This is a genomic window from Yoonia sp. GPGPB17, from assembly GCF_037892195.1.
Classification (GTDB): Bacteria; Pseudomonadota; Alphaproteobacteria; order Rhodobacterales; family Rhodobacteraceae; genus Yoonia.
In genome coordinates this window covers 717,611-742,537 of the sequence record NZ_JATACI010000002.1, presented here as the reverse complement: position 1 = coordinate 742,537, position 24,927 = coordinate 717,611, and the positions used below count along the sequence as shown (strand labels likewise).

Here is a 24,927-nt window from a genome sequence, read left to right as displayed (position 1 = left end):
TCTTACTCCAAATGCAGATAGACACGCCGGTTCTGGCGGCCCTTCTTTTCGATCTTTCCGATACGCACCTGCCCGATCTCTTCGGTGTTTGACACATGCGTGCCTCCGCAAGGTTGCAAATCAGCTGTTTCATTGCCGACGCCGATACGTATGAGGCGAATTTTACCACTCCCGCGTGGCGGTTGCACGGACATCGTCTTAACCAGCTCAGGCTGGGCATCAAGTTCAGCATCCGTAATCCACTCTTCGGTTACATTCATGTTGCAGGCAATCAAACGGTTCAGATCACCTTCCAGCGCCGCCTTATCCCCGGCTGCGTCCGGCATATCGAAATCAAGGCGCCCTTTCTCGGCCCCGATAGCCCCACCTGACACGGGCAAAGGGATCACCACAGACAACAGATGCAAGGCCGTGTGGACGCGCATATGGCGATAGCGGCGATCCCAGTTCAGCACCTGTGTTACCTCTTGCCCCAGGGTCGGCATCCCCGCAGGTTCAGCCGGGACCAACACAACTGTATCGCCAGCCACCTTTACGGTGGTCGCGATTTCGATCTCGCCCCCTTTCCAGCGCAGTATTCCGCTGTCACCTGGCTGGCCACCGGAGGTTGGATAAAAGATCGTCCCATCCAAAACGATCCCGCCTTCCGACGTGATCTCGGTCACCTTACCTTTTGCTTCGCGGGCATAAGCGTCTTTACGGAAAAGCAGTTCGGTCATGATGGTGTCGGGTCCTTCAGCACTTCGGGATTGCGCAGCCAGATGTCACGCTGGGCGAACGGGATCTCAATGCCCGCTGCAGCAAATTCTTTGGCGATGGCGTGGTTCATCTCGGATTTTGTCACCAGCACATAGTTAACATCACGCAGGATCGCCCTGATCTCAAAATCCAGGAATCCGCGCCAAAACCCTGAAACAGAACGGCTGGTGGCGGTGCCATAACGACCAGCGGATGCGCTTCGGCGATCCCCTGCAATATCTCTGTCACCTTATCAACGTCACTGCCATAGGCGACACCCACGGGCACAATCACGCGGCCCACCAAGTTGCCACGGGTCCAGTTCGTCACCTGCCCGCTTACCAGATCAGCGTTCGGAATGATCACATCGGTCCGGTCAAAGGTTTCTATCCGCGTCGAGCGAACAGAGATTGCGCGCACATAACCCATCTGGCCGCCAACTTCGATCCAGTCGCCTTCGCTGACGGGTCGTTCGATCAGCAGGATAATGCCTGAGACAAAGTTCGAGACGATGTTTTGCAGGCCAAAACCAATACCCACCGATAGCGCACCGGCGACAATCGCCAGATTGGACAGGTCAATTCCGGCGCTGGTGATCGCGATGATCGCCGCAAGAATGATACCAACATACCCAAACCCCGCAACGATGGCGTTCTGCCCGCCCAGATCAAGCCGGGTGCGCGGCAGAACTGACTTACGCAGCGTGCTTTGGATGAACCGGGTCAGCACGTAGCCAACCGCAAATACGGCCGCGAACATCAGAAAATCTGTCGGCGATATTCGCGTATCACCCAAGGCAAACCCCTCGCGAAAGCGGGTCCAGAGTTCGGTCAGATCCGCAACGCGCGCCCCCCAGATCAGCGCAAAGATCGGCAAGCTCATCAAGAAAAGCACAAAGCTGATGAAGACCGGGATTAACGCATAAACACCACGGAAGTCTTCTTCGTTCTCCGGAGTGCGTGTGACCTCATGCACGATGCGTTGTAGCAGAAACAATACACCGATTAGCGCCACAGACACGATTGCCGGACCCAACAGCGCCGTCCCAGCCTCTGAATAGCCAAACGCGGCCAACAACGGCCCCAATATCGCGACGATGGTCACGGCCCGTCCAAGATAGCCGCGCATCCGCCCTGCTGACAACACCGCTCCGGCACGTTCAACCGGTTTTGTGGAAATCGCCCGACCAAGACGCCAAAACAAGAAACCAAGGGTTACCAGAAATGGCCAGGTAAATGCCGCCTCTGCACCGCGCGTCATCTCCATTGTGCGCAGTCCTGATCCGACAAGTGTTCCGATCGCCATCACCCAGGCGATCGCGCTGCCCAACCTGCGGCCCTTGGCACGTGTCTTCGCACTATACCCCAGATAGCCGACGTCCTCACCTGCAGGAAAGATCAGACGCGATAACCACCAACCCAGAATAACAAATGATCCAGCGACCGGGATCGCCTCAACAACATCACCGCCGCGCAGGCCAACAATATCCAGTGAATGCAGCGCCTCTGATAAAATAAAAATACCAAGTAGTGGCACTATCAACTGCGCAGCGGAAAAGAAAAATCTAAAGAACGGGTGCCACGGCCCCCCCACGTCTTTGTCAAAATTGGTGCGCCAACGCGTCACCAAGCGCCTTCCCGCCCCTAACAACGCAATACCGACCACGAACAATAGCACTGATCGCGGCAAGGCCTGACCCAACTGGCCAGATTGCCATTTGGTCGCAAAGCCCACACGGATTTCGACGCCGATCACCTCGATTAGCCCCCAGACTGCTGCCATTGCGCCCGTGATGTGCGATGGGTTCAACGGCGAGGGGCCACGGTTCGTCAGTTGACTGGTTTGCTGTTGCAGCGATTGCGCATCAAATTCACTGATCAGCCCGTTCGCCCGGGCATGCGCCTCCTGCGCCAGTAGCCGGGGTGCCATCAGCGCGGTGCGTTGTGCCACCAGCGCATCCCGACGGGCCGCGACACTTAACGCCTCTTCGCCACTTTCGGGGACCGGGCCCAATGCCGAAAGCTGTGCATCAACTGTAGCCAGGCGCCCTGCATTCACATTCGAACGCACTAGAAACTCATCGCGCCAAACCACAAGTTCGGCACGTAACCGACTGATTGAAAACGATGAAGCTTCTTGGTTTGCGGCCAAAGCCTCGGCCCTTTGGGCCAAGCGCTCAAAGACTTCAGTATCGTCGAAGACAGTTTCCGCGATATCCTGTTCTTGTGCGGCCGCCGCTACAGGATGGGTGACCAAGCACAGACACAGCAGAAAAAATGCTATGTAAGAGCGGATCATACGTCTTCGAACACCTCTGGTACGTCGACCTCGGCTTCCATCCACACGGGCACGGGCAAGCCTTTGTCGCGCAGGAAGGTTGGATTAAAAATCTTCGATTGGTACCGGGTGCCATAGTCACACAGGATCGTCACAATGGTATGTCCGGGGCCCATATCACGGGCCAGACGTATTGCACCCGCGATGTTGATGCCTGTCGAGCCCCCCATGCAGAGACCCTCATGCTGCAGAAGATCAAAAACGATGGGTAACGCCTCTGCATCCGGGATCTTATACGCAAAATCAGGGGTAAAGCCTTCGAGATTGGCCGTAATCCGGCCCTGCCCGATCCCTTCGGTGATGGAGTTGCTAGCTGGTGGCACCTGATCAGTGTAAAGCTTGTACAGACCTGACCCATCAGGATCGGAGATACCGACTTTGACGCCCTTTGGCTGCAGCACCTGACCAACACCCGCCAGCGTACCCCCAGATCCGCAAGCGCAGGTGAAGCCATCGACTTTTCCGTCTGTTTGGTCCCAAATCTCGGGGCCCGTGGTTTCGATATGGGCCTGTCGGTTCGCAGTGTTGTCAAACTGGTTCGCCCAGATTGCACCATTCGGTTCGATTTCATTGAGGGCCGCAGCCAGACGCCCGGAATACTTCACATAGTTGTTCGGGTTGGCGTAAGGCACCGCTGGAACCTCAACCAATTGGGCGCCCGCCACACGGATCATGTCCTTCTTTTCCTGACTTTGGGTTTCGGGGATCACAATCACCGTCTTGAACCCCATAGACGCCCCAACAAGCGCCAGGCCAATCCCTGTGTTGCCCGCTGTGCCTTCAACAATCGTGCCACCCGGTCTAAGCGTGCCACGCGCAATCGCGTCTTTGATCATGAAGAGCGCTGCGCGATCCTTGACCGATTGGCCGGGATTCAGGAACTCGGCCTTGCCCAGAATGGTGCATCCCGTCGCCTCGGACGCGGCACGCAGTTTGATCAGGGGCGTGTTCCCAACGGCATCTGCAAGATCGGTTCTAATGGTCATGTCACGGCCCTTTCACTCGGTTGCGTTCTGTGTAGGACTGCCATCAGCCAACATCAAGCAAACAAAGGATCAGGCCCGCATACGCAGACGGTCCCTATGGCGTAACAACCAATGCAGCAGGAAAAGTGCCGGACCAGTGGAGATTTCGCCGCTGTCAGCCAGATCCAAAGCGGCGTCAAAAGACATCGGATGCAGGCGCAGATCCTCTGCCTCTTGTTCAAGCCCACCGCCATAGGCCTGCTGCTGTGGCAGATCGCATAGCCCGACATAGGTGTAGAAGTAATCAGTCGTCGCCCCCGGAGACACATAAAATGAACCCGCTGGAACCAGTTCTTTCACGTGAAGACCCGCCTCTTCTTCGCATTCGCGCCGGGCGGCACCTTCGGGCGTTTCGCGTGCATCAATAATGCCCGCAACAGGCTCCAGCATCCACGGGTTCGGATCATGCCGCAGCCTCGGCCCGACGCGCGCCTGTTCGACCAGCAACACACGATCTCTGCCCGCATCATAGGGCAAAACTATTGCGGCATCGATGCCGTAAAACGCCTCGCGTGTCAGCTCTTCGCTCATGCTGCCGTCAAATCGGCGGTGAACCAGATCAACGGTCTGAAACAAAAAGAAGTTTCCGCGTGGCGCATGCGCGCATTTGATGTCAAAGTCGTTGGCCGCCGGAGCATACCGCGATGTCGCAGGGCCGGTCGTCGCACGATGCTTCGCCCATGCCCGCGCTTCGATCATCGGCCACATCTTGCGCAGTGCAACTGACGAGGGGAGTGGATCGCGGGCAAAGAGCTCAGTCGCCGCCAAGATGGCCGGTGCAAGATGGTGCTTTTCCCAATCCTTCAATGACCATGTTCCATCCCCTGCCGCGATATCATCAGGCGGCAGATAACAAGAGACATCACAGGGACCAGCCTGCGTTCGCACGGTGACCGAGACCATGCGATAACCAAACGCGCCTTCATAGAGGTTCAGGCGATCTATCTGTGTGGCGGTTACATCCGTGTAAATGACACCTTCGGCAACGGAATGCGGCTGTTTGGCAATGAACGGCACCACATTGCCTTCGACTGGAAAAACACCGTATCCGTCAAGTTGGGCTGGAATGCCGATCTGTGGTGCACCACCTGAAACGGCGGCCATCAAAGCGGGCGAGCGCAACGTCCCATAAACAAAAAGATCCATCCTTAGGGAAAGCGCTGACCAAAGTATTCAGTCACCCAGGCGCAAACCACACCACCGATGAACAAGGTCGCAATCAACGTGACATCGTAAAACATGACCGAAAACTCGATCATTTGGTTGAACACATCAATTACCGCTTCCATCGTGCCATCATTGTAGCGGTTGCGTAGCGCATTGCTGATCATCTGGTTGAGCGATAACGCAAAAATCGCGCAAAACGCAATGGCAAAGCCGCAGGTCAGCCCGACACCAGTCGCCGGGTTATAACCCCGTCCTGCACGGCTCCCACAAACACGCCACCCGACAACCAGAGAAATCGCACTGACCACAGGAAGCCAGAAATCCGGGGCGTTCGATTCTGGAAAGAATGGAATTGTCAGCCCGGCAATATACCACCCGAACAAACCAAAAATAATTGCACCTGCAAGACGTCCGGCTGTGGGCATGTCACTGCGTCCTTTTTATTGACGCGCGCGACCCTTAACTCAACTCGGTCGCGACACGGTAATCTGCGTTACGTCACAGTTTCTGCTATCAAATGTCGCGGCACAAGAGGTCAGATAAAAATCCCACATCCGCTTGAAGCGTTGATCAAAGCCCAATGCCTCGACCTGATCCCATTTTTCGTTGAATGTTTCATACCAGCGGCGCAGGGTCAGCCCATAGCTTTTGCCGAACTCGATTGAACCATTCACATTTAATCCTGCCTTTTCAACTTCTTGCCGCAATACCTTCGGGCTGGGCAGCATGCCGCCGGGGAATATGTACTTCTGGATAAAGTCCACCCCTTTGCGGTAGCCCTCCCACCGTTCCTCTTTCACCGTGATAATCTGAAGTGTTGCGTGTTTGCCCGGTTTGAGACGTTTGCGGACCGTTTCAAAGTATGTGGGCCAATACTGCTCGCCCACCGCTTCGAACATCTCGATGCTGGCAATACCATCATAGAGCCCCTTTTCATCGCGGTAATCCTGCATCTTGATTTCAACCATGTCGGAAAGACCCGCTTTGGCCATCCGCGCAACCGCAAAGTCGTGTTGTTCCTGACTGATTGTGAGCCCGGTCACTTTGATCCCGCGCTCTTTGGCCGCGTATTCGGCAAAGCCGCCCCAACCACAACCGATTTCCAGCACATGATCGCTTACCTTGGCACCCATCTGATCAACCATGCTGGCATATTTGGCCGTTTGCGCTGCCTCGGTACTTTCCTGGCCAGTTTCAAAGATGGCTGATGAATAGGTCATCGTATCGTCAAGCCACAGGCCGTAGAATTCATTTCCCAGATCGTAGTGATAGCTGATGTTCTTACGCGCTTGTGTCTTGGAGTTGCGCTGCATCCAAAACCGGACCCGTTCATAGAACTGGATCAGCTTTTGCGCGGGAAACCCATCATAGATGTGATCGGCCTCATCATGCATGAAATCCATCACGGCCATCAGATCAGGCGTGGTCCACCAGCCGTCCAGATAGGCTTCCGAAAATCCCATATCGCCTTCACGGATTGTGCGCGAGAACAGATCATCATTATGCACATGCACCTCGGCCACATAGCCCGGCTCTGGTCCTTCAGCCCGGAAATGCCGTCCGTCGGGCAAAATGATATCGACCCGTCCCTTCTGCAGATCTTTGATCTGATCAAACACGCGGGCAAAGTACCGCGGGAGACCGGTTTGGTTGTCGGTACTGGTTAAGATCATCTTACTTCCTGTCGTCTTCTGGTCATGCATGGCCGTTGGTCGCCACTTCTTTTTATGGCAAGTTAACCTTTGATACGGCGAAGTCACGGAAAACGTTCAAAAATAGTTACCCTGACCTAGCGGAAGTCAGAACCCCCGGTTCTGATAGGCGTCCAAGGCGCGCTTGCGTCCTTCATCTGCGGGAACAATTGGATCAGGATAACGATCCTGCGCCGTCATGCCCCAACTAAGCGGTATCATATCATAGTATGCCAAAGCCGTCGCGCTGGGGGTCTTGGCTCCTTCCGCGATCCATTTTTTGACGTACGCGCGATCTCTATCAAACTTGTCAAGCTGAGTCACCGGATTGAAGACACGGAAGTACGGTGTCGCGTCCGGGCCAGAGCCAGCCGACCATTGCCAACCCATCGCGTTGCTGCAGGGGTCCCAATCAATCAGGCAATCGGCGAACCAATTCAGACCGATCTTCCAGTGACACAGCAGATGCTTGGTCAGATAAGAGGCGACGATCATCCGACCACGGTTGTGCATTGTGCCGGTCACATACATCTCGCGCATGGCCGCATCGACAAAGCGGATGCCCGTGCGCCCCTGTTTCCAGGCCTGTACCTCGGGGCGATCTTCATCAGTGTTCCACGGAAACGCATCCCAGTCTTCTTTCCAGTTGCGGCTTGTCATGCGCGGCGTGTGAAAAGCCAGATGATAGGCAAATTCACGCCAGACCAGTTCTTTCAGGAATACTTCGGCGTCATCTCCCCCCTCATTCAACGCCGCCCATCCGGCATGCCAGCAGGTCCGCGGGCTGATTTCGCCATAGGTCAGATTTTCGGACAGGCGTGAGGTGCCATCGACCGCAGGCAAGTCGCGATTCACCACATAATTCGACACTTGGTTAGCAATGAACCTGTGAAGCCTGTTCAGCGCAGCCGCTTCACCAACAGTGCAATTGCTTTTGAGCCCATCCGCCCCCGGTGCATCGCCGCATCCATCTGCCAGTCGCCGAGGGCATCCGATTGCGGCCACGCCTCTGGCGCCGGGATTTTACCGGGCGCGGGCAGCGCCGCTGGCACTGCACGGTTGCGCACAGACTTCCACATCGGCGTATAGACTTTGTAAAACCCACCAGTCTTGGTCGCGACCGTCCAAGGTTCAAACAGGACATGGCCCTCAAAGCTCTCGGCAACGATACCGTCGTCCTTCAGCGCCGCCTTCAGTGTCGTATCGCGTTCGCGGCTTTGCGGATCGCAAAGGCGTGACCAATAGACGGCCCCTGCCCCAGTTTGCGCGATCAGATCCCGCAACACATCTAACGCCTTGCCCCGCCTCAATATCAAACGGCTGCCCTTCTGCGCGAGCGATCCGTTCAGGTCCGTAACAGATAATCCCAAGCGCATCTTTGGGGCCGCGCCCATGGCGTCAGTTAGCTCATCGTAGATAAAGACCGGAATCACAGGGCGGCCCGCCGTACAGGCTGCTGTCAGCGCCGCGTGATCGCCAAGGCGCAGATCACGCCGGAACCACATCAATATGGGGGTTTGCCCATCAGACCTCCGCGCAGGGCTGTGTCGCCTGCTTACAAAACCTGATCTAGCGCACCCATCAGCGCGTCAACCTCATCCTTTGTCGTGTAATGCACAAAACTGACGCGCAAGACGCCTTTAGACAGGTCGACACCAACCGCAGAAAGCGGGCGCTGCGCGTAGAAATCGCCACCACCGGCCATAATGCCATGAGGGGCCAGCTTTGCCGCCGCTTCTTCGGCATCCCCCTCCAACGCCATAGCAACGGTTGGCGCACGGCGCGAAGCGTCCGTAGGACCGACAAGCCGGACCGAGTTCTTCGCTGCCACATAATCCAGCAGCGGCTGCAATAGCGCGACCTCTTGCGCCCGCATCAAATCATGCGATGTGCGGGCCGCTGCGGCGCCCGTCCCGCCCCCATGATGTACCGACAGCGCCTCAAGGTAATCCGCCATACCGACACTGGCCGCGACCTGAGCGTGATCAGGGCCAGCTAGAAGCGTAAAACGCTTGTAAAGGCTGTCGCCATTGAAATGGTGCCCCTGGTTGGGGAGCTCCATTCCCCAGTCTTCGCGGATCACCATGATGCCCTGATGCGGACCATAGGTCTTGTAGGCGCTGAAAAGATAAACGTCGCATCCCAACGCGCCAACGTCAGGAAACCCATGGGGCGCGTAAGATACGCCATCCACACAGGTTCGCGCACCAGCATCACGCGCCAGCTTTGCAATGGCCGCAACATCATTGATCGCGCCAACGACGTTTGAGCAATGCGGAAAGACGACCAATGCAACATCCTGCTCCAGAAGCTCGGCCAAATCCTCCAGGTGCAACTCTCCCGTCTCAGGATCAATCTGCCATTCGAGGACCGACACACCTTCGTCCGCCAATCTGCGCCAAGGGCCACTATTGGCCTCATGGTCCTGATTGGTGACCACAATGCTTTGACCGGGCTTGATCCACTTGCGCACCGCCTGCGCCAACACATAGGTATTCTGGGTCGTGGACGGCCCAAAGGACACCTCATCAGTCGCCACACCCAGCATTTCGGCAAGGCGCCCACGTGCCTCATCCATCTCCGCGCCCCCAAGACGAGAAGACTCATAGGGCGCATAGGGCTGCACCTTCCGCTGGGTATAAAAACGATGCAGGCGGTCAATGACCTGACGGCAGGTGTAAGACCCGCCCGCATTCTCGAAAAAGGCTTGGCCCTGCAAGGACAGTTCATCAAAGGCGGGGAATTGGGCGCGCACCCATGCGATATCTAGACTCATATCCCCATGGATACGAAAAAGGCCCCGATGCGCAAGCACCGGGGCCTTTGTTTGTAAATTTTCGACGATTACTCGGCTGGCGTTGCTGCCGCGGCCTGGATCTCGCCATGGGTCGTTGGCACACCCGCTGCTTCACGGCGTCCGTCGTTGTAGATCGCCTTGATCAGGGCAAGACACATCAACACCATCACCACCGAGAAGGGCAACGCGCCAATCACCATCGCGGTTTGAATGGCTCCGGTTCCGCCAGATATCAGCAAGCCTGCCACAACAAGGCCCAGAGCAGCACCCCAGAACAAAATGTGCGGACGCGCCTTCGGCCCTTCGTCCCCAGCCGCATTGATCGTGTTCACGATCAACACAGCAGAGTCAGCCGAGGTCACAAGGAACGTCAAAAGCAAGACCACGATCATCACCGCCATGCCCCACGCCAGTGCCTGGCTGACAGGTGACAGCATGAACTCGGTCATCGCAAAGATCTTGTCACCATTGGCCGCATCAAGGATCAAGCCACCAGCATCGCCATTGAGTTCAAGATCAACGGCCGTCCCACCGGCCCATGAAAACCAGACAAAGCACATCAGCGAGGGTACGATCATCGCGCCCAAGACGAACTCGCGGATTGTCCGGCCACGTGAAATACGCGCCAGGAACAGGCCAACGAAGGGTGCAAATGCGATCCACCATGCCCAGTAGAACACAGGCCACCAGCCCTGCCACTGCGCCAGCAAGAACGCTTCGGACCCTTCAACACCGTCAGAACGGTAGACGTTGAAGCTCAACCATGGCAGCTGGATCAGATAGTCCCAGATACCCACGAAGAACGCTGTCGCACCGAACCATGTTGCCCCAAACAGGATGAAGAAGCTCAACAAGACAATCGAGAGCGTCATATTGATGTTCGACAGCCACTTGATGCCTTTGCCAACACCCGAAAGCGCGGACAGCGTCGATGCCCCCATGATCACCAGCAAGGCCACGACAATGCCTAAGGTGGTCGCAGACCCATCATCCAGCGCCAGACCGCCAATACCAATGCGTGTCAGACCGGCCACAAATTGTTCGACACCGAAGCCGAGTGTTTGTGCAACACCCAGGATAGTCGCAACAACCGCCACAATGTCGATGATATGACCTACTGTCCCAGACAAGGACTTGCCAAACAAAGGTGTCAAAGAAGACCGGATCGTCAGTGGCAATCCACGGCGATAGCTAAAGAATGCAAGCGCAAGGCCCGCAACAGCATAACACGCCCAAGCACCCAAACCCCAGTGCAGGAAAGACCATACATAGGCCGTGCGCACGTTGTCGGCTTCCAGCGCCGTTGTCACACCCTGAATAACCGAGGGGTTGTTTTTGAAGTGCGCAATCGGTTCGGCCACAGCCCAGGTCAGCATGCCGACACCGATACCGGCACCAAACATCATCGAGAACCAAGAGAAATTGGAGAACTCCGGTTTCTCACCTGGTTGACCTAGATTGAGCCGCCCCGCTGTTGGCCAAAGCGCCAATCCGAGACAAACGATAACAAAGAATGCGACCGTCCAAATGTACCAGGATGCAAAGTTGTTCAGGATGACCGCGTTCCACGCGCCCAGTACCTCGCCAGCCCACTCAGGCCAGACGATCGCCCAAACGACAAGGATGCTGATGATGATCTTACTGATGACAGTCACATTGACGCTGAACCCTCGATAAAAACCGACGTCGGCGGTCTTAATCGGAAGTTCCGATAGTGGTGGTTTTGGTGCCATGATATATTCCCCGTTGGCTATTTTTATCCGATCATCTTGACGGATCGGTGGGGCGAGTTAACCCGATAATGCGCCACATTGTCACGCCGAAACGACGCTGCACATGCGCAAAAACCTTTGCAAACGCAGCATTCTGGGCCTTTCTGCGTACCTTCAAACAAAAAGACCGCCCCAGTGGGGCGGTCTTTGAAACCGTGTTTTCAGTGAGCCTAGGCGTTCACATCTACAACAACGCGCCCTTTGACCTGACCTTTCAGTATCCCGCGGCCCAGCTCTGGCAAATCCGTCAAAGTGGCCGGTTGGATCATGGCCTCAAGTCTGTCCATCGGCAGATCCTTTGCGATCCGCGCCCAAGCCCGGACGCGATTGTCATAGGGCTGCATCACACTGTCGATACCCAACAAATTCACACCACGCAGCAAGAACGGGATGACCGATGCAGGCATCCCTGCCCCACCCGCCAAACCAACGGCAGAAACTGAAGCACCATATTTCATCTGCCCCAGCACGCGCGCGAGCATCTCACCGCCCACGGCATCGACACAACCGCCCCAGGTTTCCGCCTCAAGTGGACGGCGGGTGATTTCATTGATCTCTTCGCGCGGTACGATCTGCGTCGCCCCCAGCGAAGTCAGATAGTCAGCGGTTTCTGGCCGTCCGGTCACCGCAGCGACCTGATGACCCAAATGCGCCAGGATCGCTGTCGCAACAGAACCAACACCACCTGCGGCCCCCGTCACCAGAACAGGCCCATCCTTGATGCCATGATCTTCCAGCGCCATGACGGCCAGCATCGCCGTAAACCCGGCAGTCCCCACCGCCATCGCCTGACGGGTATCAAGACCTTCGGGCAAGGGTACCAGCCACTCTGCCTTGACACGGGCCTTCTGGCTGTAGCCCCCCCAATACGCCTCACCGACGCGCCACCCTGTCAGCACGACCTTATCGCCGACCTTGTAGCAGGGATTGTCCGACGCCTCGACCGTGCCCGCCATGTCAATGCCCGGTACATGTGGATAGTTGCGCACCAAACCGCCGCCCGGACCGATGCACAAACCGTCCTTGTAGTTAACCGTTGAATACTCGACCGCCACCGTCACATCGCCTGCGGGGAGTTGTTCAAGTGACAGCTCCTGCACTGCGGCACTGGTTTTGCCATCTTCGTCCTTTTCAACGACCAAAGCCTTAAACATCCGTTTTCCTCTCATAAGGGGTGCTACGTCCCCAGCTTCCTATGTCTCTTCAAACCTCCGACGGGGCCTCCGACGGCGGAACTGGTTACTAGATCCAGAAATTCTCGTGCACTGTGGCCGTGCGCGGCCCATCCTGCGTATGCACATCCAACACTGTGCCTTCGTCCCAATGGGTCATCCGCACCATACCGATGGCAACGTTGGTATCATAGTCCGGCGATTTCGCCGCCGAGGTCACCTGCCCGATCCGTTTCCCCTTGGCCATAATCGGCCAGACCTGATCACAGACCGGCATGTCACCATCAATCGCGATGGCGCGAATTTGTTGGGTTGGCCCCTCTTTCGCGACCCGCAGCAGCGCGTCGCGGCCAACACAGCCAATGGCCGTCTGGGTGGAGCAAAACCGACCCAATCCACACTCGTGAGGGGTATTCTCGCGCGTCATGTCATTTCCGTAAGACAGCAATCCCCCCTCAATCCGTTCGATCAGGTTGGGGCATCCGGCATGTACATCCAGATCCTTACCCGCCTCAAAAGGGCGTTCCAGAGCGGCATCCCGTTCTTGGTGCCATCCACGTAAATTTCATAGCCGCCCTGTTTGGAATATCCCGAACGGGCCACCGCCATGCTGACACCCTGAAAATCAAACCAGCCAAAGCGGAAGAACTTGATCGCGCGCACAGCATCGCCAAATACGCGGGCCATCAGATCCTCTGCCAGCGGACCCTGCACAGCCAGCGGCGACACGTCAGGCTCATCCACCAAAACATCCAGACGATACCCGTAGGCCAGCGCCTTCACCCAAAACAGCAGATCGCTGTCGGCGATTGAAATCCACCAGCGGTCCTCAGACAGCTTCAACGCCACCGGATCATTCAGCATGCCCCCGGTTTCATCCACAATCGGCACATAGTAGCACTGCCCCGGCAACATTCCACGCAGATCGCGCGGGGTCAGCATCTGCATCAAGCGCGCCGCGTCGGGGCCACGCAGTTCAACCTGGCGCTCAACGGCGACGTCCCAGACCTGCACGGCGGTTTTCAGGTGGTGATAGTCTTCTTCGACGCTGCGGAACACGGTTGGCAGCAGCATATGGTTATAGACGGTATACCCCTTCACACCTGCGGCTTCGACGCCGTCCGTAAATGGGGTCCGCCGGATGCGGCGGGAAGGTGCAATCACAGCCATGGTTAGTCCTCGGGCATGAAGGGAAGGTCAGTATCGTTCGGCTTAAGACCCATCGCCGTTAGCATCGCGTGGACTTGACCACGGTGATGGGTTTGGTGGTTGAACAACTGTACAACACAAAGCCCCATCGGCTCGGACATCGTGGTATCCGAAAGCGCTGCGGTCCATGTCAGGTCACCGACCAGATCAATTGCGCTCACACTTTCCGCCCAAAGTCTGATGCGGGCGTCCATGCGGAAATTTTCGGCGGCCCAGACAGCAGGTGTTGGCGTCATCTCAAGATGTTCCTTGGCGGGCACCGTTGGCCCTTCACCGCCATCAAACCGGCTGATCCAAATCGTATCGGCCCACAACAAATGATTGAGGGTACCCATGATAGACCCAAAGAACGCACCGCGATCACGGTACAGCGCATCCCGGTCGATATTGGCAATCATGTCACGCAGGCCCTTGTTTTGCCAGGCATTGTAGCGCGCCATCATTTGACAGTACGCTGGCGTGATCAAGGCTTGGGCCCTTTCCAGTCAATCGGGCAAATCTCAGCCGACTTGCCGCCAAAGTCCCAGACACGGCCATAGTCGCGCACCCGCGACTTCGTGCCAGCCGCTGCGATAATATCGGGGCCCATCCAGTATTTTGAGTTGCTGATCATCACCGGATGATCCGGGCTTGCCCCTTTCATCATCTCAATCTCACCCTGGATCTTGCGCCCGATATAGATGCCGCGCTTGTCGCCTTCACGCACAATCTCGACCTTCTCGCGCTCGGCGCCGATGATCTCGGACACCAGCATCGTGAAAAGACCCGTGGTGCCGCCAGCCGCCCCGCTAAAGATTTTCAGGACGCCATTGTAAGCCTTCTGCGTAGAACGCTCATCGACATAGGCCGCGACTTTCCAGTTGCCCTCGGCCATACGGCCCGGAATATCGACAAGAAGGCCGACGTTCAGACCTGAGAGGTCCTCGCCTTCAAAATGCCCTTCATCAATGGCAATCGCCATCCATGCATGGCAGTGCCCTTCTGTTGGCGGATGAGCGCCAAGGCTTACGACGCAGGGGCAGAAGACCGTGCACGAGCAGTTCAGAAAAAGCTCGCCCTTAATGGCCCATTCTGTCGGCTTCATTTTCCGACGTAGCGGGTTGCTTTCCATCCGCTGGTCGATCCGCTGCGAGATCGGCAACCGATCGGCAGGTGCGCGTTCCGTCTTTTCAGCCATATCTCGTCCCTTTCCTTAAAAGACAGCCAAAGCCAGACCAGCGGCAATCAGTGCCACGCCGGTTGGTTTGATCACACGATGCCCGATATCAGGCAGTTTTTCGAACACCATCAATACTGTCGCCAGACCCATCCAGGCCAAGCTCATCACACCACCAACAAAACCAAGGGCCATGAAGCCCCAGCAACAGACCACACAAAATGCGCCCAAACCCAACCCCATGCGCAAACCGCCGGAAAAACCTGTTTTCCAATGGCCCAGAAAATAGGTCATTGGTGCGTGGCACACACCGTGACAGACTTCCTTAACGCGGGTGAACTGAAAGGCGCCTACAACAATCAGCAAGGCGGCAGACAGCCAGACCGGCGCAATCCCCAGCATATTGATCACCCCGCCAAAGAGCAGCGCCAGTTGAACAGCCGTAATCAGAGCGGCAAAGCCAACCCAAACAATGAAGTATCCCAGCAGCACGCCCAGCCACCCGGCGCGGGTGCCATCGGCACTGACCATCAGCCGCTCATAAGTGGTCAGTGTCGGTACCAGTGTCGGCAACATCATCGCCGCCATCATAATCGCCCACATTGCAAAAAGCGGTCCAAAGCGTGCCATTGGCATATCCATCGGCATGCGCGGGTCCATATCTGCCATGGCTTGCCCCATCGGCCCCGGACGCCCCAGCAGATCAAGGTCCATGTCCATCGCCATGACGTACATCATCCACCATGCAAACAGGATCGCGCCGAAGAACGACAACCACAGTGATGATCGAACCAGATGCGACACGGCGTCCTCCCAAACGGTCCCAAAAGGCTAAGTGCGACTCAGGGCTTGCACAATGATATGTCAGACGTTTAATTGTCTGACAAATGAAAATTGATCCCAAGAACCCCGCCGACTTATCGGCGCAAATTGCCAAGGCCATTCGCGATGCAATCATCTGTGGCGATCTGCCCGTGGATGAGCGTCTGCCCTCGGAAGCGGAACTGGCAGAACAGTTTGATGTCTCACGGCCCACAGTGCGTGAAGCGCTGAAACGATTGGCGGCACAATCGCTTATTCGCACACAACGCGGGGCCACCGGCGGCGCCTTTGTGAACAGGCTGAAGTTCGAAGATGCCTATGGACAGCAGATCACGACATCGACCTTGTTGTTGTCGATGAACGATATTGGTTTCGCGACAGCCTGCGAAGCGCGCTATGCGCTGGAGCGGGCCTGCGCACCCCTATCGGCGATGCGCCGGACGGCTGATCATCTGGCCACCATGCGCGCCGAGGCACACAGGCAATCGCAACCGGGACTGACGGACGAAGCGTTTTGCGCGTCAGATGTCGCCTTTCACCGGGCGTTGGTCGATGCGGCGGACAACCCGGTTCTGTCTTATCAACTGGCCGGTGCGGTCGAGGCTATGCAGCCATTGATGAACATGATCACCTTCAGCGCGCGATCACGCGAAAAGATCGTCGCATTTCACAGCGATATTGCAGATGCGATCGAGGCCCAGGATGGGCTTGCAGCAGATGCGCATTTGGCCGCATTGGCCCACTATACGCAAGAGCTGGCACAGGGGGTGATTGCTCAGCGGCGGGCCAAGCGCGGTTAATTCTTCGCGGTGGATCGTAACCACCTTGCAAGCCGGCCTCTGAGACTCATCAAAATAGTCTTTGGAGGCGGCCCCAAGACAGTTGCGAAACACAATCTTGTGACGCCATCGCGACAATTGTGCTGCTGCGTCGTGCGGCAAGAAAGCATATTGTGAAGCGAAGCGTTGCGCGATACTGCGCCAACAGAATTATTCTCATTTCAGGAGGCCACCTTGAAAGCTGTCATCTTTGGATCAACCACGCTCGCTGCCGCAGCCGCTATCGGGATCTACGCTTGGCAATCGCAATCGGGTCAGGCACATCCCTGCGGTGATACTGCCGTGGCAGGCAGCGCCATCGGCGGTCCGTTCGAACTAATCTCGGAAACCGGGGAAACCGTGACTGATGCAGATGTTATCACAAAACCGACGCTGGTCTATTTTGGCTATACATTCTGCCCCGACGTCTGCCCGTTGGATTCCGCACGCAATGCGCAGGCGGCATATATACTTGAAGAACAGGGACTTGACCTTGGTACTGTTTTTATCTCGGTGGATCCACAAAGGGACACTGTGGAAGTGGTCCGGGATTTCACCGACAACTTTCATGACGACATGATCGGATTGACGGGCTCGCCCGAACAGGTGAAAGCCGCAAGCCAGGCCTATAAGACCTACTACCGTGTGGTGGAGGGTGACCCTGAGTACTACCTCGTCGATCACTCAACGCAGACATATCTGATGTTCCCCGAAACAGGTTTTAAGACATTCTTTCGCAGGGACCACTCACCCGAGCAAATCGCCGAGATTTCGGCCTGTTTCATCAACGAGTTGAGCTAACAGCCGCAGAATTCTTGCGCCACTTGATCTGGCGCAAGAAAACCCATGCAGCACTCTGCCAGAGTGAATGTATGGAACACCTTGATAATCTTCGCCGCATGGGCCTTTTTGATGCCCGCGTCCCGCGCTACACCAGCTATCCGCCCGCCACCGCGTTCAGTGCAAAAACTGGCGAGGCATTTCAGGTCAGTTGCCTCAAAGCGCTAAACCCTGCGGTTCCAGTATCGGTTTATATCCACATCCCCTTTTGCGAACGTCTGTGCTGGTTTTGTGCATGCCGGACGCAAGGCACTACCACACTCAAACCGGTTGCAAACTATCTGCGCGTCGTCAAAGACGAGTTGGCGTTACTGCGCGCCGCGCTACCCGCGGGCATTACGATGGGGCAAATGCACTGGGGCGGCGGCACACCGACCATTTTGCCCGCCCCCATGATCCGCGAACTGGCGCAGGCCGTTAAAGAGGTCATTCCGCCCGCCCCCAACTTTAGCTTCTCGGTTGAGATTGATCCCACCTTGGTCGACGACGATAAAATCACAGCCCTTGCCGAAATGGGCATGACCCGTGCCAGCATTGGCATCCAGGATTTTGCGCTTGATGTGCAAGAGGCTATCGGGCGCAAGCAAAGCTATGCGGCCACGCGCGCATGTGTCGAAAGCCTGCGTGCCGCAGGGATCACATCTTTGAACGCTGATCTGGTCTATGGCCTGCCCCATCAGACACCTGCAAAACTGGCCAATACAATCGCCAAGGTCCGCACCCTTGATCCTGACCGCATCGCCCTTTTTGGCTATGCACATGTACCGACCTTTTCAAAACGACAAAAACTGATCCCACATGATGCTTTGCCCGATGAAGAGGCCCGCTATCACCTTGCCCGCCAAGCGGCGAAAGCTTTTACGGGCAGCGGCTATCACGCCATCGGGATCGACCATTTTGGCAAACCCGAGGACAGTTTGACCATCGCAGCATGCAGCGGACATTTACGCCGGAATTTCCAAGGCTATACAGACGACACCTGCCCAACCTTGATTGGGATCGGTGCCTCGTCGATTTCGCAGTTCGCACAAGGCTATGTGCAAAACGCATCCGCGACCGCCGCCTACATCGAACGGGTTGAGGCGGGTAAGTTATCAGGTCATCGCGGCTATGAGATAACAGCTGAAGATCGGCTGCGCGCATCCGCCATCAACATGTTGATGTGCGATTTTGAAATTGATCTTCAAAAGCTTGATCAGCATCCCAATGCGCGTGATCTTTTGCCGATACACAAGGCCATTCTAGAAGAATTTGCAGGCTTTGTTGTCGCAACGGGTCAAGGTCTCAGAATCACCCAAGCAGGCAGGCCACTCACGCGGATCATTGCACAGCGCTATGACGGCTTTAGCGATATCGTCGCACAATACTCGCAGGCGTCTTGAACCGTCACCATTGATCTTATCGCCGATTGCGCCAGTTTCATCGGGGCAGGCACACAGGGCACGGTCATGGACATCCTCAACATCATCTTCGCTATTCTCAGCATCGGGCTGGGCTGTTTTGGCTGGCTTGCCCCGCGTTACACGCTGGGCGCGCTTGATCTTGAGATGGGTGAAACCACGATGGGCATGTCCGAGGTTCGCGCCTCGGTTGGTTGTTTATTCGTTGGCATGGGGCTCGGGGCACTGTGGCTGGGGACGCCTGAAGCCTATGTGATGCTTGGGTTCTGCTGGTGCGGGGCAGCCGCTGGGCGTTTGACCTCTATTGTTCTGGACGGGGCGTCGCAAAAGAAATGGGTTTACTTCGTTGTAGAGGCCGCCGTTGGCATCCCGGCCATCGTGCTGAACCTTTAAGCCACCGCATAGAACCATATGACCAGTAACGTTCATCGCTTCAGACTTGCACGACAAGGTGACCTTCCCTATGTACTGTATGTCCTTCGGGACTATGGACATAAACGCGCTCGTAATAAGCGGATCGGACCCGGGGGCGGTACCCGGCGGCTCCACCAAACACCCTTCATTTGGGGGCTATGGGGCCGAAATAGGATCGACGAACGTCTAAAGGGGTTTGCTTTGTTTCGGTGAGTTACCACCGTTATCGGTACAATTAAGCTAGTTGCAAATGACAACAAAGCACCGATGGCACTCGCAGCTTAAGCTGTGCGTAATATCGAAACTTAACTCCCTAGGTTTTGCGACCTAGGGCGGGGTTCGCAGGTACCTGGCAACAGAAACCTGCACTTCCACCCTATCAAACAGCATTTTGTCAGACACCCCCCAATCTTGTGACTTGCAATGCAAGACAGGCTCTGTGCACGATAACCCGATGTTGCGGCTTGCTTTTGTGTCACTTCTCTCCTCGTTGCCTGTTGTGGCACAGGCGTGCGATACCGCGTTGATCCTGACTATTGATGTGTCCAACTCAATTGATCCCGCTGAGTACCGCCTGCAAACGGATGGGCTGGCTGATGCCTTGCGTGATCCTGAAATCGTTGACACGATGGTGGTCGGCGAAAACTATCTGGCGGTTGTGCAATGGTCGGGCGTTGACAGACAAACCGTCTCGATCCCCTGGACCCAGATGCGCACAGCGCTGGATGTCGAAGCTTTTGCGCAAAAAGCACGCCTGATGGAACGAGCTTTTGTGCTCTCTGATACGGCACCGGCCGAAGCGATCTATTTTTCGCTTGAGCTGTTTGATGAGGTCACCGGCTGTGACCGGCGCGTGATCGATGTATCTGGTGATGGAACGCCGAATGGAGGCTCCGACGTGCGCGCCGCGCGCAACGCGGCTGAGCGCGCAGGGGTCACAATCAACGGCATAGCCATTGAATCGATGGGGCTGGCGATTACAAACTTCTTTCGCGGCGCTGTGATCACCCGCGATGGCTTTGTCATGACCGCCCGCACCCATCGCGAATACCCACAAACAATCCGTGCCAAAATCTTGCGCGAGATCAGCCGGATTTTTGGCTGAACTTACACAGGTTTTACATTCCCACTGTGTTGTGATCTTCAGCAAACCAAGACGGCTGAAAGGATCTCGTGCATGACAAAAGAGCTTCTTCGCGTCTTCGGGCGTATTGGGCTGCTTTCGTTTGGTGGACCAGCGGCACAGATCGCCTTGATGCATCAAGAACTTGTCGAAAAGCGCGATTGGCTCACTGAAAAGCAGTTTCTACGCGCCTTGTCCTTTTGCATGCTGTTACCGGGGCCAGAGGCGATGCAGCTGGCCACCTATGCAGGATGGAAGCGGCAAGGGATTGTCGGCGGGCTGATCGGTGGTGGGCTTTTTGTGTTGCCCGGTGCTGTGGTCATCATGGTGCTGGCACTGGCTTATGGAACCTATGGAAATCTGCCGGTGGTGCAGGCGCTGTTTCTGGGGGTTAAGGCGACAGTGGTGATCATCGTCGTCGAGGCGTTGGTCAAAATTGCCAAACGCGCATTGATCAAAACCAAACATCTGATCCTTGCTGGCGGCGCTTTCATCGCGCTATTTTTCTTCGCCCTCCCCTTTCCGCTGGTTATCCTTGTAGCTGCCGTCATTGGCGCAATCGGGCAACCGGGTGAAACAACTGCGCATGCTCCGCAATCAGGCACATTGGTCCGTAGTCTGAAAATCGCCATGGTTGGCGGGTTGATCTGGGCCGCCCCTTTCGGACTGGTTGCGCTGACGGGCAATAGTTTCTTGCACGATATAGGTGTTTTCTTTTCAACACTCGCCGTTGTTACTTTCGGTGGGGCATACGCTGTGCTCGCCTATATGACCCAAGAGGTCGTGGTTTCCTATGCATGGCTGTCCACACCGCAAATGATGGACGCGCTGGGGCTGGCTGAAACGACCCCCGGACCGCTCATCCTTGTGACACAGTTCGTCGCAATGATCGCAGGGTTGGCAGAGGGCGGCTGGGGTATGGCTTTGATCGCCGGTGCGTTGACACTTTGGGTGACGTTTGTCCCCTGCTTCATCTGGATCTTCGCGGGTGCCCCTTTGATCGATTGGCTGGATGGGCGGCCACGATTACGTGGCGCGCTTGCGGGCATCACTGCTGCCGTCGTCGGCGTGATTGCCAATCTGTCGCTTTGGTTCGCTTGCCACGTCTTTTTTGGCGCGGTCAGCACAGTCTCCGCCGGGCCAATACAGACGATTTGGCCAGATCTGACCACCTTGCAACCTATCGCCATCGGGCTCGCGATTGTCACTGGCGTACTTTTGCTCGGGCGGCATTGGCCCCTGCCGCTTGTGTTGCTTATTTCCGCGGCACTCAGCCTTGCGGTATCCGCCGCAATGGGTCTGATCTGAAACGCACCCTTTCAACCCCCATCGAATCCCTTATGGTAACCATATGACGAAGGGGGCCATTACCGTGACCAGCACGATCGACTATGGAAATCTGATGCACCGGGCGATGCGCGGTCTTATTCAGGAAGTCCTGACAGATGTGCAAAAAGATGGGCTGCCCGGCGCGCACCATTTCTTTGTGACATTCGACACCATGCACCCGGATGTTGAGATCGCAGATTGGCTGTCGGATCGCTATCCCGGCGAGATGACGGTCGTGATCCAGCATTGGTTCGACAATCTGGATGTCACAGGCGAAGGTTTCACCATCACGTTGAACTTCGGCGACAACCCCGAGACGCTTTATATCCCCTATGATGCGATCAAGACATTCGTTGATCCATCAGTCGAGTTCGGCCTGCGGTTTGAAACGCAGGACGACGACGAAGACACCCCGGTTGCCGATGTTGAAGAGGCTCCGATGGATGAAATGGTTGAACCGGAGGAAGAAGATGACACCCCGAAAGAAGCGGAAGTTGTGAGTTTGGATCAATTCCGCAAGTAATCACCAACCACCGAGACATCGCATGACTGAACCCGTTTTTCTGACAATTCGGCTCCCGCTCAAAATCGGCCCGCTTGAACGATATGAATTCTGGGAAGAACCGCTCGAAGAGCATCTGAAATCCGTTGGAGAGGGTGAAGTCTCTGGCGGCGGCACCATGATGGATGAAGACGGTGAGATTCAATTTTCTGATCTTGAGTTGGCCCTACCGGATCTGTCCGATGACCGGTTGACCCAGTTGGAGACGGCCATGGTCGCACTTGGGGCACCAAAGAAAACCCAATTCCTGAATGACGATGGCAACACGCTACGCGAGTTTGGGACTGTCTGTGTGGTTGGCGTCGGCCTTGATGGCACAGGCCTGCCAGACAGCGCCTACGAAGATTTCGACCCCGATACATTCAGCGATGAGATCGTCGCGGCCCTCGGTGATGGCTACAGCTATGGCGGCAGTAACGCAGGCGAACGTTATACGTTTTTCTACTACCATGGGGCCGATGATGCCGTGATGGAAGAGAAGCTTCGGGCCGTCGCAGATAGCAAACCAATCGGCCAAAGCGCGCAGTTCGTTCACTTGGCATAGCTATTGCGATATTGCGATTTGGACCCCTGCTGCCTATAGGTCAAAGTGACTTAGCCAGAGGGGATCACCATGACCGACACACGCACAGAAACCGATAGTTTTGGCCCGCTTGAGGTGCAGGCCGACCGCTATTGGGGCGCGCAAACACAGCGTTCGATCATGAACTTCCCAATCGGTTGGGAAAAGCAGCCGGTGGCGATCGTGCGTGGACTTGGGGTCATCAAACAGGCCTGTGCCATGGCGAACAAAGAACGCGGCAAACTGGATGCGGAGCGCGCCGACGCCATCATTGCTGCCGCGGCCGAGGTGGTGGCTGGCAAGTTGGATGATCACTTCCCGTTGGTGGTTTGGCAAACCGGCTCTGGCACTCAATCCAACATGAACGCCAATGAAGTTATCTCAAACCGCGCGATTGAGATGCTGGGCGGCACCATCGGATCAAAAGACCCGGTGCACCCAAACGATCACTGCAACATGGGGCAGTCCTCGAACGATACATTCCCAACCGCGATGCACATCGCCGTCGCGATGACCGCCCATGATGTGCTTCTGCCGGGCCTGGCCAAACTGCATGCCGCGTTAGAGCAAAAACAGAGCGAGTTTGATGATATCATCAAGATTGGTCGCACCCACACCATGGATGCAACGCCGCTGACATTGGGTCAGGAATTCTCTGGCTATGCGCATCAGGTCGCGATGGGCATCCGCCGTGTGAAGGCCGCGCTGCCCGCTGTGTACGAACTGGCCCAAGGCGGCACCGCCGTTGGCACCGGATTGAACACACCAAAAGGTTGGGGTGAAACCGTTGCCGCGAATATGGCTGAGATCACCGGCCTTCCCTTCGTGACCGCACCCAACAAATTCGAGGCATTGGCCGCCCACGACGCGTTGGTCGAAATGTCCGGCGCGTTGAAAACCGTCGCTGCAAGCCTCTACAAAATCGCCGCTGACATCCGCATGTTGGGATCCGGCCCGCGGTGTGGGCTTGGCGAATTGATGCTGCCAGAAAACGAACCCGGGTCGTCCATCATGCCCGGTAAGGTGAACCCGACACAGGTTGAAGCCCTGACGCAGGTCTGCGTCCATGTCATGGGCAATGACGCAGCCGTGGGTTTTGCGGGCTCGCAAGGTCACTTTGAACTCAACGTCATGAAACCAATGATGGCTTATAACGTATTGCAATCCATGCAGCTTTTGGGCGATGCTTCAGTGACATTCACCGACAACTGCGTGGTCGGTATTCAGGCAGACCGGACACGGATTGAGAAGCTGATGCGGGAATCACTGATGCTCGTCACTGCTCTTGCCCCGACCATCGGCTATGACAATGCCACGACTGTGGCCAAGACCGCACACAAGAATGGCACGACCCTTAAGGAAGAGGCCATCAAGCTGGGCTTTGTTGATGAAGCGACCTTTGATAAGGTTGTCCGCCCGGAAGACATGATTGGCCCGAAATGAAACCAATCAACTTGAACCAAGCGCGCAAAGCCAAAACACGCGCTGAGGCCAAGGCCAAAGCGGATGAGAATGCCGTCCGGTTTGGCCGCACCAAGGCGCAGAAAGTGCTTGAGGCAACGCAGGCTCAGCAGGCGAGTGAGCGCCTCGCGCAGCTGAAGTTCGAGGATGATTGATGGGTCATCGCCGCCCTGTCAAACGGTCGCTAACGCTGCGTGGTCACCGCACCAGCGTATCGCTTGAAGACATTTTTGGGATACGTTTCGCGACTGCGCAGAAGCAGAGGGCGAAACGATCAATGGGCTTGCCGCAAAAATAGATGAAGCCCGAGGTGATCTCGGGCTTGCCTCTGCAATGCGGATTTTTGTGTTAGAGCGCGCGTTGGCGGGCCATCACTTGTCTGAGTAAAGCGCACCGCGCATGCTGGACAACTGTTCGCTGGCGTTGATTTCGGTCTCGCTTAGCTTGGCAGGTTTCACGGCCTTCGCTGTCCGCACATCCTTGTCAAACAGCTTGGCAATATCGGATCCACCCAGCTTTTTCTTTGACACGG

22 protein-coding genes, 1 other RNA gene and 4 pseudogenes are annotated in these 24,927 nt (G+C 56.3%); 12 read left to right on the top strand and 15 right to left on the bottom strand.

The genetic code is table 11. The annotated features are described in order from the left end of the window. Positions 1-2: 2 nt before the first annotated feature. The 14 genes and pseudogenes from QTO30_RS04085 to QTO30_RS04015 form a co-directional block, all read right to left on the bottom strand. A complete protein-coding gene (locus tag QTO30_RS04085; protein ID WP_340422670.1) occupies positions 3-719 on the bottom strand; it encodes an alanyl-tRNA editing protein in 717 nt (238 codons plus the stop codon). Next, a pseudogene (locus QTO30_RS04075) lies at positions 716-3,036 on the bottom strand (mechanosensitive ion channel family protein). The gene QTO30_RS04085 and the pseudogene QTO30_RS04075 overlap by 4 nt, the downstream one beginning before the upstream one ends. Beyond that, positions 3,033-4,061: a cysteine synthase A gene (locus tag QTO30_RS04070; protein ID WP_340422665.1), complete on the bottom strand. Its 1,029-nt coding sequence runs from the start codon at positions 4,059-4,061 to the stop codon at positions 3,033-3,035. Before QTO30_RS04070 ends, QTO30_RS04075 begins: the two are co-directional and overlap by 4 nt. Positions 4,062-4,130: 69 nt before the next feature. Continuing rightward, positions 4,131-5,246, bottom strand: coding sequence for an NUDIX domain-containing protein (locus QTO30_RS04065; RefSeq protein ID WP_340422663.1), 1,116 nt, complete (start codon positions 5,244-5,246; stop codon positions 4,131-4,133). A gap of 2 nt (positions 5,247-5,248) precedes the next feature. Continuing rightward, a complete protein-coding gene (locus QTO30_RS04060; RefSeq protein ID WP_340422662.1) occupies positions 5,249-5,692 on the bottom strand; it encodes a TrgA family protein in 444 nt (147 codons plus the stop codon). A gap of 39 nt (positions 5,693-5,731) precedes the next feature. Next, positions 5,732-6,940 (bottom strand): cyclopropane-fatty-acyl-phospholipid synthase family protein, encoded by a 1,209-nt coding sequence (locus QTO30_RS04055; RefSeq protein ID WP_340422660.1) that lies wholly within the window; start codon positions 6,938-6,940, stop codon positions 5,732-5,734. A 126-nt stretch (positions 6,941-7,066) separates the two neighbouring features. After that, positions 7,067-8,463: pseudogene (locus QTO30_RS04050) on the bottom strand (cryptochrome/photolyase family protein). A gap of 50 nt (positions 8,464-8,513) precedes the next feature. Then, positions 8,514-9,734: an aminotransferase class V-fold PLP-dependent enzyme gene (locus QTO30_RS04045; protein ID WP_340422658.1), complete on the bottom strand. Its 1,221-nt coding sequence runs from the start codon at positions 9,732-9,734 to the stop codon at positions 8,514-8,516. Positions 9,735-9,802: 68 nt separating this feature from the next. Then, on the bottom strand, positions 9,803-11,488 hold the full coding sequence (locus tag QTO30_RS04040) for a BCCT family transporter (protein WP_340422657.1): 1,686 nt from the start codon (positions 11,486-11,488) through the stop codon (positions 9,803-9,805). A gap of 209 nt (positions 11,489-11,697) precedes the next feature. Next, positions 11,698-12,681 carry an acryloyl-CoA reductase gene (gene acuI, locus QTO30_RS04035; protein ID WP_340422656.1) on the bottom strand — a complete coding sequence of 328 codons (984 nt, stop codon included), beginning with the start codon at positions 12,679-12,681 and terminating at the stop codon, positions 11,698-11,700. An 88-nt stretch (positions 12,682-12,769) separates the two neighbouring features. Further along, a pseudogene (locus tag QTO30_RS04030) lies at positions 12,770-13,869 on the bottom strand (dimethylsulfoniopropionate demethylase). Between the two features lie 2 nt (positions 13,870-13,871). Next, the gene (locus QTO30_RS04025; RefSeq protein WP_340422655.1) at positions 13,872-14,375 is read right to left on the bottom strand and encodes a DinB family protein; all 504 of its coding nucleotides are present in this window, start codon (positions 14,373-14,375) and stop codon (positions 13,872-13,874) included. After that, a complete protein-coding gene (locus QTO30_RS04020; protein ID WP_340422654.1) occupies positions 14,372-15,085 on the bottom strand; it encodes a DUF1326 domain-containing protein in 714 nt (237 codons plus the stop codon). The genes QTO30_RS04025 and QTO30_RS04020 overlap by 4 nt, the downstream gene beginning before the upstream one ends. A gap of 15 nt (positions 15,086-15,100) precedes the next feature. After that, on the bottom strand, positions 15,101-15,868 hold the full coding sequence (locus QTO30_RS04015; protein WP_340422653.1) for a DUF2182 domain-containing protein: 768 nt from the start codon (positions 15,866-15,868) through the stop codon (positions 15,101-15,103). An 83-nt stretch (positions 15,869-15,951) separates the two neighbouring features. Here QTO30_RS04015 and QTO30_RS04010 point away from each other — a divergent pair, with 83 nt between their 5' ends. The 12 genes and pseudogenes from QTO30_RS04010 (at position 15,952) to QTO30_RS03955 (ending at position 24,782) form a co-directional block, all read left to right on the top strand. After that, positions 15,952-16,686: a FadR/GntR family transcriptional regulator gene (locus QTO30_RS04010; RefSeq protein WP_340422652.1), complete on the top strand. Its 735-nt coding sequence runs from the start codon at positions 15,952-15,954 to the stop codon at positions 16,684-16,686. Between the two features lie 213 nt (positions 16,687-16,899). Beyond that, the gene (locus QTO30_RS04005; protein ID WP_340422650.1) at positions 16,900-17,505 is read left to right on the top strand and encodes an SCO family protein; all 606 of its coding nucleotides are present in this window, start codon (positions 16,900-16,902) and stop codon (positions 17,503-17,505) included. 71 nt (positions 17,506-17,576) lie between these two features. Further along, positions 17,577-18,926, top strand: a complete 1,350-nt coding sequence (gene hemN / locus QTO30_RS04000) for an oxygen-independent coproporphyrinogen III oxidase (RefSeq protein ID WP_340422649.1) — start codon at positions 17,577-17,579, stop codon at positions 18,924-18,926. Between the two features lie 66 nt (positions 18,927-18,992). Next, positions 18,993-19,337 carry a DUF4345 family protein gene (locus QTO30_RS03995; RefSeq protein ID WP_340422647.1) on the top strand — a complete coding sequence of 115 codons (345 nt, stop codon included), beginning with the start codon at positions 18,993-18,995 and terminating at the stop codon, positions 19,335-19,337. A 42-nt stretch (positions 19,338-19,379) separates the two neighbouring features. Continuing rightward, positions 19,380-19,728, top strand: a transfer-messenger RNA (tmRNA) gene (gene ssrA / locus QTO30_RS03990). Positions 19,729-19,812: 84 nt separating this feature from the next. After that, positions 19,813-20,463, top strand: a complete 651-nt coding sequence (locus QTO30_RS03985; RefSeq protein ID WP_340425865.1) for a DUF1194 domain-containing protein — start codon at positions 19,813-19,815, stop codon at positions 20,461-20,463. A gap of 72 nt (positions 20,464-20,535) precedes the next feature. Then, positions 20,536-21,789, top strand: a complete 1,254-nt coding sequence (gene chrA, locus QTO30_RS03980) for a chromate efflux transporter (RefSeq protein ID WP_340422645.1) — start codon at positions 20,536-20,538, stop codon at positions 21,787-21,789. Between the two features lie 64 nt (positions 21,790-21,853). Continuing rightward, positions 21,854-22,333 (top strand): SspB family protein, encoded by a 480-nt coding sequence (locus tag QTO30_RS03975; protein ID WP_340422644.1) that lies wholly within the window; start codon positions 21,854-21,856, stop codon positions 22,331-22,333. Positions 22,334-22,355: 22 nt separating this feature from the next. After that, positions 22,356-22,916, top strand: a complete 561-nt coding sequence (locus tag QTO30_RS03970; RefSeq protein WP_340422643.1) for a hypothetical protein — start codon at positions 22,356-22,358, stop codon at positions 22,914-22,916. Between the two features lie 69 nt (positions 22,917-22,985). After that, positions 22,986-24,377: a class II fumarate hydratase gene (fumC, locus tag QTO30_RS03965; RefSeq protein WP_340422641.1), complete on the top strand. Its 1,392-nt coding sequence runs from the start codon at positions 22,986-22,988 to the stop codon at positions 24,375-24,377. Beyond that, positions 24,374-24,550: a DUF4169 family protein gene (locus QTO30_RS03960; RefSeq protein ID WP_340422639.1), complete on the top strand. Its 177-nt coding sequence runs from the start codon at positions 24,374-24,376 to the stop codon at positions 24,548-24,550. The genes fumC and QTO30_RS03960 overlap by 4 nt, the downstream gene beginning before the upstream one ends. After that, a pseudogene (locus QTO30_RS03955) lies at positions 24,550-24,782 on the top strand (ribbon-helix-helix domain-containing protein). The gene QTO30_RS03960 and the pseudogene QTO30_RS03955 overlap by 1 nt, the downstream one beginning before the upstream one ends. Here QTO30_RS03955 and QTO30_RS03950 read toward each other — a convergent pair. After that, on the bottom strand, positions 24,767-24,925 hold the full coding sequence (locus tag QTO30_RS03950) for a hypothetical protein (protein ID WP_340422638.1): 159 nt from the start codon (positions 24,923-24,925) through the stop codon (positions 24,767-24,769). The pseudogene QTO30_RS03955 and the gene QTO30_RS03950 sit on opposite strands and share 16 nt — an antisense overlap. Between the last annotated feature and the right edge of the window lie 2 nt (positions 24,926-24,927).

What these genes read in the sequence shown, in the direction of transcription:
- QTO30_RS04055 (WP_340422660.1), bottom strand. Translation starts at nt 6,940, where the DNA reads ATGATCTTAACCAGTACCGACAACCAAACCGGTCTCCCGCGGTACTTT.
- acuI (WP_340422656.1), bottom strand. Translation starts at nt 12,681, where the DNA reads ATGTTTAAGGCTTTGGTCGTTGAAAAGGACGAAGATGGCAAAACCAGT.
- QTO30_RS04065 (WP_340422663.1), bottom strand. Translation starts at nt 5,246, where the DNA reads ATGGATCTTTTTGTTTATGGGACGTTGCGCTCGCCCGCTTTGATGGCC.
- QTO30_RS04040 (WP_340422657.1), bottom strand. Translation starts at nt 11,488, where the DNA reads ATGGCACCAAAACCACCACTATCGGAACTTCCGATTAAGACCGCCGAC.
- QTO30_RS04060 (WP_340422662.1), bottom strand. Translation starts at nt 5,692, where the DNA reads ATGCCCACAGCCGGACGTCTTGCAGGTGCAATTATTTTTGGTTTGTTC.
- QTO30_RS03970 (WP_340422643.1), top strand. Translation starts at nt 22,356, where the DNA reads ATGACTGAACCCGTTTTTCTGACAATTCGGCTCCCGCTCAAAATCGGC.
- hemN (WP_340422649.1), top strand. Translation starts at nt 17,577, where the DNA reads ATGGAACACCTTGATAATCTTCGCCGCATGGGCCTTTTTGATGCCCGC.
- QTO30_RS03985 (WP_340425865.1), top strand. Translation starts at nt 19,813, where the DNA reads ATGTTGCGGCTTGCTTTTGTGTCACTTCTCTCCTCGTTGCCTGTTGTG.
- QTO30_RS04045 (WP_340422658.1), bottom strand. Translation starts at nt 9,734, where the DNA reads ATGAGTCTAGATATCGCATGGGTGCGCGCCCAATTCCCCGCCTTTGAT.
- QTO30_RS04085 (WP_340422670.1), bottom strand. Translation starts at nt 719, where the DNA reads ATGACCGAACTGCTTTTCCGTAAAGACGCTTATGCCCGCGAAGCAAAA.
- QTO30_RS04020 (WP_340422654.1), bottom strand. Translation starts at nt 15,085, where the DNA reads ATGGCTGAAAAGACGGAACGCGCACCTGCCGATCGGTTGCCGATCTCG.
- chrA (WP_340422645.1), top strand. Translation starts at nt 20,536, where the DNA reads ATGACAAAAGAGCTTCTTCGCGTCTTCGGGCGTATTGGGCTGCTTTCG.
- QTO30_RS03960 (WP_340422639.1), top strand. Translation starts at nt 24,374, where the DNA reads ATGAAACCAATCAACTTGAACCAAGCGCGCAAAGCCAAAACACGCGCT.
- QTO30_RS04070 (WP_340422665.1), bottom strand. Translation starts at nt 4,061, where the DNA reads ATGACCATTAGAACCGATCTTGCAGATGCCGTTGGGAACACGCCCCTG.
- QTO30_RS04010 (WP_340422652.1), top strand. Translation starts at nt 15,952, where the DNA reads ATGAAAATTGATCCCAAGAACCCCGCCGACTTATCGGCGCAAATTGCC.
- QTO30_RS03995 (WP_340422647.1), top strand. Translation starts at nt 18,993, where the DNA reads ATGGACATCCTCAACATCATCTTCGCTATTCTCAGCATCGGGCTGGGC.
- fumC (WP_340422641.1), top strand. Translation starts at nt 22,986, where the DNA reads ATGACCGACACACGCACAGAAACCGATAGTTTTGGCCCGCTTGAGGTG.